We start from the raw sequence: 6035 nt of genomic DNA, 5'->3' as shown, positions 1-6035 counted from the left end.
GCGGTGGACCCCCCCCCGCAGCACCATCTCCGTGAGGCCGGGCTGCGCCCGGTCACCACCAATGCGCGGTATCGCCGGGGTGAGATCGACCTGATCATGCGCGACGGTGATGTCGTCGTGTTCGTGGAAGTCCGCTACCGCGCGAACGCCCGCTTCGGCGGCGGCGCAGCCTCGGTGGACCTGCGCAAGCGACGCAAGCTGGTGATCGCCGCGCAGTTGTTCCTGCAATCGCATCCCTGGCTGGCCGAGCAGCCCTGCCGCTTCGACGTGGTTGAAGCCAGTGGCGAGCCCCCGCAGCTGAACTGGCTGCGCGACGCGTTCCGGCTGGAAGACTGCTGATGCCCTCGATATTTACCCACGCCGCCATTCCGCTGGCGCTGTGGTGCGCCTCGGATCGCGGCCGCATCTCCACGCCATTGCTCGCCGCCGGCGTAGTCGCGGCCATGCTGCCGGATGCGGACGTGCTCGCCTTCGCGCTGCACATTCCCTACGCCGACAGCTTCGGCCATCGGGGTGCCAGCCATTCGATGCTGTTCGCCGCGCTGATGGCCGTGATCGCCGCGCTGCTGCATCGGCGCCTGCGCGCCACGGCGGTGCAGGCGGCCGCGTTCGTCGGCCTGTGCGCGCTGTCGCATCCACTGCTGGATGCATTCACCTCCGGCGGGCTTGGCGTCGCGCTGTGGTGGCCATGGAGCGGCGAACGCTTCTTCGCCCCGTGGCGCCCGATCCGCGTCTCGCCCTTCGCGCCGCAGTTCTTCAGCGCGCGCGGGATGGCGACCGTCCTTTCCGAACTGCGTTGGGTGTGGCTGCCACTGGCGCTGGCCGTGATCGGCTGGCGCGCGATCCAACGTGCCCCTGTTGATTCCCGGACCTGATAATGACCCCTGCCCTGCCCGCTGCGTTCGCTGCCACCCTGCATGCCCTGCTGGGCGAGGACGGCTGGCGCACCGATGACCGCGCGCTCGAGGCACATGCGCAGGACAATTCCTGGCGCCACACGCGTCCTGCCGGCGTGGCGTTCCCACGCGATCGCGAGCAGGTGGTCGCCCTGGTCCGCGCCTGCCGCGAGCACCGTATCGCGCTGGTCGCGCGTGGCGCGGGCACCGGCACCACCGGCGCTGCGGTGCCGATGGAAGGCAGCATCGTGCTCTCGTTCGCGCGGATGAACCGCATCCTCGCCATCCAGCCCGGCGACCGCTGCGCGGTGGTCGAACCCGGCGTGCTCAACGGCGACCTGCAGCAGGCGCTGATGCCGCACGGCCTGTTCTGGCCGCCGGACCCCTCCAGTGCGGAGATCTGCAGCATCGGCGGCAACCTCGCCTGCAATGCCGGTGGCCCGCGCGCGGTGAAGTACGGCACCAGCCGCGACAACGTGCTCGGCCTGGTCGCGGTCACCGGTGCCGGTGATCTGATCACCTGCGGCGGCCCGTACACGAAGGACGCCACCGGCTACGACCTGACCCATCTACTGGTCGGCAGCGAAGGCACGCTGGCGCTGATCGTGGAAGCGACCTTGAAGCTGACCCCGCTGCCGGTGACACAGGCCGGGTTGCGCGTGCTGTACCGCGATGCGGATGCCGCCGCGCAGGCGGTGTCGCGGCTGATGGCGCAACCGGTGGTGCCCACGCGCCTGGAATTCATGGATGCACGCAGCCTGCAACTGCTGCGTCGCAATGGTGCTGACGTACCCGAGGCCGGCGCGATGCTGCTGGTGGAGGCCGACGGCGACCACGACACCCTCCCCTACCTGCTGCAGGCCCTCGCGGCGGCCGCCGAAGGCGACGGTCTGATCGCGCTGGATGTGGCGATGGAAGGCAGCGCGCGCGAAACCCTATGGGCCGCGCGCAAGGCGCTGTCACCGGCGCTGCGCAGCATCGCACCGGGCAAGATCAACGAAGACGTGGTGGTACCGGTCTCGCGCATTCCCGCGCTGGTCGCCGGGGTGCAGGCACTATCGGCGGAGTTCAATCTGCCGATCGTCACCTTCGGCCATGCCGGCAACGGCAACCTGCACGTCAATATCCTCTACCACCCGGACGATGCCGGCGAGAACGCACGCGCCCATGCCGCGCTGCCGCGCGTGTTCGCGCTGACCCTGGCACTGGGCGGCACGCTCTCCGGCGAACACGGCATCGGCCTGGCCAAGCGCGATTTCATGGCGCAGGCATTCACCCCGGCCACACTGGCGGCGATGCGCGCGATCAAGGGTGCGCTGGATCCGGATGGGATTCTCAACCCGGGGAAGGTGCTGCCGCCGGTGTGATGGGCGTCAGCGACGTTCGGAGAAGTGCTGGTAGCCACCCTCGGTGGCGTCCGCATCGGCGCAGTGCACGCCCTGCCCTTCCACGATCCGGCCGATCCGGGTCAGCGGCAAGCCCAGGGACGCCGACAAGGCGTGGATCGCATCGCGCTGCGCCGGCGCGACGGTGAAGCACAATTCGTAATCGTCGCCGCCACGCAGCGCGCAATCGCGGGCACCCTCGCGCCCGAGCTGCTCGCGCAGCGCCGACGAGATCGGCAACGCATCGGCCTCCACTTCCGCGCGCACACCGCTGCGTGCCGCGATGTGGCCCAGATCGGACAGCAGGCCATCAGAGATATCCACGGCCGCATGTGCGTAGGCACGCAGGCGCAGGCCGAGCGTTACCCGCGGGATCGGTCGCAGCAGGCGCTGGCGCAGCGTTTCGTCATCGCTGAGCAGCGTGGCGACCGCCACCTTCAACCGGTTCTGCTGCCACAGGCGCAGGGCACCGGCAGCATCACCGAGGGTGCCACTGACCCAGATGTCATCCCCGACCTGCGCACGATCGCGGCGCAGGGCCTGGCCAGGCGCAACCTGCCCGATCGCGGTCACCGACAACGACAGCGGGCCACGCGTGGTGTCACCACCGACCAGCACGATGTCGTGCTCGTCGGCCAGGGCGAAGAAACCATCGGCGAAGGCTTCGATCCAGTCCGCGTCGGCGTCCGGCAAGGACAGCGCCAAGGTGCACCACGCCGGGCGGGCACCCATCGCGGCGAGATCGGAGAGGTTCACCGCGAGGGTTTTCCAGCCAATCTCGTAAGCCGGGGTCTCGGCCGGGAAATGCACGCCACTGTTGAGCGTATCGGCGGTGATCACCAGCTGTTCGCCCGCACGCGGCTGCAGCAACGCGGCGTCATCGCCGATGCCGAGCACGACATCGGCGCGCGTGGTGGTGCGCGCACGGATGCGATCGATCAAATCAAATTCGGCAAAGGACATGGGGCGGGTCAGCCCCCGTTTTCGACCTTGCGCCATTCCACGGCGGCACGATCCAGCACACCGTTGACGTAGGTGTGGCCGTGTTCGGAACCGAAACGTTTGGCCGATTCGATCGCTTCGTTGATCACCACGCGGTACGGGACGTCCAGGCGGTAACGCATTTCATAGGCGGCCACGCGCAGCGCGGCGCGTTCAATCGCGTCCACTTCCTCGATGCCGCGATCCAGGTACGGGTCGATCGCCGCGTCCAGATCCTTGCGGTTGTCGAGCACGCCGTGCACCAGCGCTTCGAAGTAGGCCAGATCCGCGATTTCGCGGGCCTGTTCATGGGCGAACTGGGCGATCACGCTCTGCGCGTTGCCACCGGAGATCTGCCATGCATAGATCGCCTGCAGTGCACGACGACGCGCGCGCGAACGCAGCACGGGGTCGACGCCATCACGGCGGACGGGCTTACCGGAGGGCTTGCCCGGGTTTGACTTGTTCATGGCAGCTGCTCCAGAAGATTGACCATTTCCAACGCCGTCAGTGCGGCTTCCTCACCCTTGTTGCCGTGGCTGCCACCCGCGCGGGCCTCGGCATCCTCGGCCCGTTCCACCGCCAGCACGCCATTGAGCACCGGCACGCCGAAATCCAGCTGCACGCGCATCAGGCCTTCGGCGCAGCGGTCGGCCACGTGTTCGTAATGGCGGGTATCGCCCCGGATCACGCAGCCCAGGGTGATGATCGCGGCATGCTGATGGGCGGCCGCCAGACGCGCGGCGACCAGCGGCAGTTCCCACGCGCCAGGCACGCGGATCACGTCGATGGCGGACTCGTCGATCCCGTTGCCGGCCAGGCTCTGCCGCGCACCGGCCACCAGCACGTCGGTGATGCGGGCATTCCAGCGGCTGGCGAGGATGGCGAAACGGGCCTTTTCCGGAGTACGGAGGTCGCCTTCGTAATGGCTCATGTTCGGCGTGGGGTCCAAAAGGTTGAATAGTTTAACGCGCGCGGACCGCCTACGCGGGCCGCGCGTTCTCAATGCGGCCTGGGAACGCCCCGTGGGGCCGGGCGAATCCCGGCGCCGCGGAGCGGTTCCGATCAGGCCGTAACCGTCTCGACCACTTCCAGGCCATACCCGGCCAGGCCGATCTGGCGGCGGGGGGTGCCCAGCACGCGCAGCTTGCCCAGGCCCAGATCGGACAGGATCTGCGCCCCGGCCCCGTTGCGGCGCCACTGGCTCACGTCCTTGTCCTTGCCCGGCACCACCGGCACCGGCTGCTGGCGCAGGCGGGCCAGCAGGCTGTTGGTGTCGCGCGGGGCGGACAGCACCACCATCACGCCGCGCTCAGCGGCGGCAATGGCGCGCAGGGCATCGGTGGAGGCCACGCCGAAATCATCGCGGCGCCAGTGCAGCAGATCGGCCAGTGGGTTTTCCACCTGCACGCGGACCAGGGTCGGCTCGGCATCCGGGGTGCCGCGGACCAGCGCGAAGTGCAGGTCATGCGCGATCCGGTCGCGGTAGGTGACCAGCGTGAACGGGCCGAACTCGGTCTCGATCTCGCGCTCGTCCACACGCTCGACTGTTTTCTCAGTGGCCAGGCGGTAGGCGATCAGGTCGGCGATCGAGCCCATCTTCAGGCCGTGCTCGCGGGCGAACACCTCCAGCTCCGGGCGGCGCGCCATGCTGCCGTCGGGATTGAGGATCTCCACCAGCACGCCAGCCGGCTCCAGGCCTGCCAGCATGGCCAGATCGACGCCGGCCTCGGTATGCCCGGCGCGGGTCAGCACGCCGCCCGGCTGGGCGATCAGCGGGAAGATGTGGCCCGGCTGGTGCAGGTCGGCCGGCTTGGCGTCCGGCTTCACCGCGGTGCGGATGGTGTGCGCACGGTCGTAGGCCGAGATGCCGGTGGTCACGCCTTCGGCGGCCTCGATGCTCACCGTGAAGTTGGTCTGGAACTGCGCGGTATTGGCCTGCACCATCGGTGCCAGACCGAGATCGGCCGCACGCTCGCGGGTCAGCGGCAGGCACACCAGGCCACGGCCATGGGTGACCATGAAGTTGATGTCCGAGGGCTTGACCAGCTCGGCGGCCATGATCAGGTCGCCTTCGTTCTCACGGTCTTCGTCATCGACGATGACGACCATGCGGCCGAGGCGGATGTCCTCGAGGATCTCGGGAATGGGGGCGAAATTCATGCGCGTGCTCCTGCACCCAACAAACGTTCGACGTAACGGGCGACCAGATCGATTTCAAGATTGACGGCACTGCCCACGGCAGTAGCGGCGAAGGCGGTGTTGGCGACGGTGTGCGGGATGAGGGCGACCTCGAAGCCCTGCTCGTCCACTTCGTTGACGGTCAGGCTGACCCCGTCCACGCAGATCGAGCCTTTCTTGGCGATGTAGCGCAGCAGCGCGGCCGGCGCGGCGAAGCGCCAGCGCTGGGCACGTGCATCGTCATGCACCGACAACACCTGGCCCAGGCCATCGACATGGCCGCTGACCAGATGACCACCCAGGCGATCGGTCGGGCGCATCGCGCGTTCGAGATTGATGACGGCGCCATCGGCCAGCTGCCCCAGCGTGGTCAGGCCCAGCGTCTCGGTCGAGGCGTCGGCCTGGAAGCGGGTGGCGTCATACGCGATGACGGTGAGGCAGACCCCGTTGATGGCGATGCTCTCGCCCATCTGCACGTTCTCGAACGGCAGGGTGCCCACGTCAAAGGTGAAGCGGACATCGCCGCCAAGGGTGTCGCGTGCGGCCAGACGGCCGACGCCTTCGATGATTCCAGTAAACAAGTAACGTTCTC

8 protein-coding genes are annotated in these 6035 nt (G+C 68.4%); 3 read left to right on the top strand and 5 right to left on the bottom strand.

The features are described from left to right. Positions 1–3: 3 nt before the first annotated feature. The 3 genes from ACE026_RS06605 to ACE026_RS06595 are packed head-to-tail and all read left to right on the top strand — an operon-like array spanning position 4 to position 2263. Positions 4–339 carry a YraN family protein gene (locus tag ACE026_RS06605; RefSeq protein ID WP_486038507.1) on the top strand — a complete coding sequence of 112 codons (336 nt, stop codon included), beginning with the start codon at positions 4–6 and terminating at the stop codon, positions 337–339. Further along, a complete protein-coding gene (locus tag ACE026_RS06600) occupies positions 339–875 on the top strand; it encodes a metal-dependent hydrolase (protein ID WP_486038441.1) in 537 nt (178 codons plus the stop codon). The genes ACE026_RS06605 and ACE026_RS06600 overlap by 1 nt, the downstream gene beginning before the upstream one ends. A gap of 2 nt (positions 876–877) precedes the next feature. Beyond that, the gene (locus ACE026_RS06595; RefSeq protein WP_486038440.1) at positions 878–2263 is read left to right on the top strand and encodes an FAD-binding oxidoreductase; all 1386 of its coding nucleotides are present in this window, start codon (positions 878–880) and stop codon (positions 2261–2263) included. Positions 2264–2269: 6 nt separating this feature from the next. Here the strand turns inward: ACE026_RS06595 and thiL are convergent, their stop codons facing one another. The 5 genes from thiL to ACE026_RS06570 all read right to left on the bottom strand — a co-directional run bounded on the left by thiL (position 2270) and on the right by ACE026_RS06570 (position 6024). Beyond that, positions 2270–3244, bottom strand: a complete 975-nt coding sequence (gene thiL / locus ACE026_RS06590; protein WP_486038439.1) for a thiamine-phosphate kinase — start codon at positions 3242–3244, stop codon at positions 2270–2272. A gap of 8 nt (positions 3245–3252) precedes the next feature. Continuing rightward, positions 3253–3732 carry a transcription antitermination factor NusB gene (gene nusB, locus ACE026_RS06585; protein WP_019182513.1) on the bottom strand — a complete coding sequence of 160 codons (480 nt, stop codon included), beginning with the start codon at positions 3730–3732 and terminating at the stop codon, positions 3253–3255. Next, on the bottom strand, positions 3729–4196 hold the full coding sequence (ribH, locus tag ACE026_RS06580; RefSeq protein ID WP_486038438.1) for a 6,7-dimethyl-8-ribityllumazine synthase: 468 nt from the start codon (positions 4194–4196) through the stop codon (positions 3729–3731). Before ribH ends, nusB begins: the two co-directional genes overlap by 4 nt. A gap of 131 nt (positions 4197–4327) precedes the next feature. Next, positions 4328–5425, bottom strand: coding sequence for a 3,4-dihydroxy-2-butanone-4-phosphate synthase (ribB, locus tag ACE026_RS06575; RefSeq protein ID WP_486038437.1), 1098 nt, complete (start codon positions 5423–5425; stop codon positions 4328–4330). Next, a complete protein-coding gene (locus ACE026_RS06570; RefSeq protein ID WP_070426607.1) occupies positions 5422–6024 on the bottom strand; it encodes a riboflavin synthase in 603 nt (200 codons plus the stop codon). The genes ribB and ACE026_RS06570 overlap by 4 nt, the downstream gene beginning before the upstream one ends. Positions 6025–6035: the final 11 nt, after the last annotated feature.

The organism is Stenotrophomonas sp. AGC87, from assembly GCF_057333975.1.
This window is presented reverse-complemented; position numbering and strand designations above follow the sequence as displayed.

What these genes read in the sequence shown, in the direction of transcription:
- ACE026_RS06600 (WP_486038441.1), top strand. Translation starts at nt 339, where the DNA reads ATGCCCTCGATATTTACCCACGCCGCCATTCCGCTGGCGCTGTGGTGC.
- ACE026_RS06595 (WP_486038440.1), top strand. Translation starts at nt 878, where the DNA reads ATGACCCCTGCCCTGCCCGCTGCGTTCGCTGCCACCCTGCATGCCCTG.
- thiL (WP_486038439.1), bottom strand. Translation starts at nt 3,244, where the DNA reads ATGTCCTTTGCCGAATTTGATTTGATCGATCGCATCCGTGCGCGCACC.
- nusB (WP_019182513.1), bottom strand. Translation starts at nt 3,732, where the DNA reads ATGAACAAGTCAAACCCGGGCAAGCCCTCCGGTAAGCCCGTCCGCCGT.
- ribH (WP_486038438.1), bottom strand. Translation starts at nt 4,196, where the DNA reads ATGAGCCATTACGAAGGCGACCTCCGTACTCCGGAAAAGGCCCGTTTC.
- ribB (WP_486038437.1), bottom strand. Translation starts at nt 5,425, where the DNA reads ATGAATTTCGCCCCCATTCCCGAGATCCTCGAGGACATCCGCCTCGGC.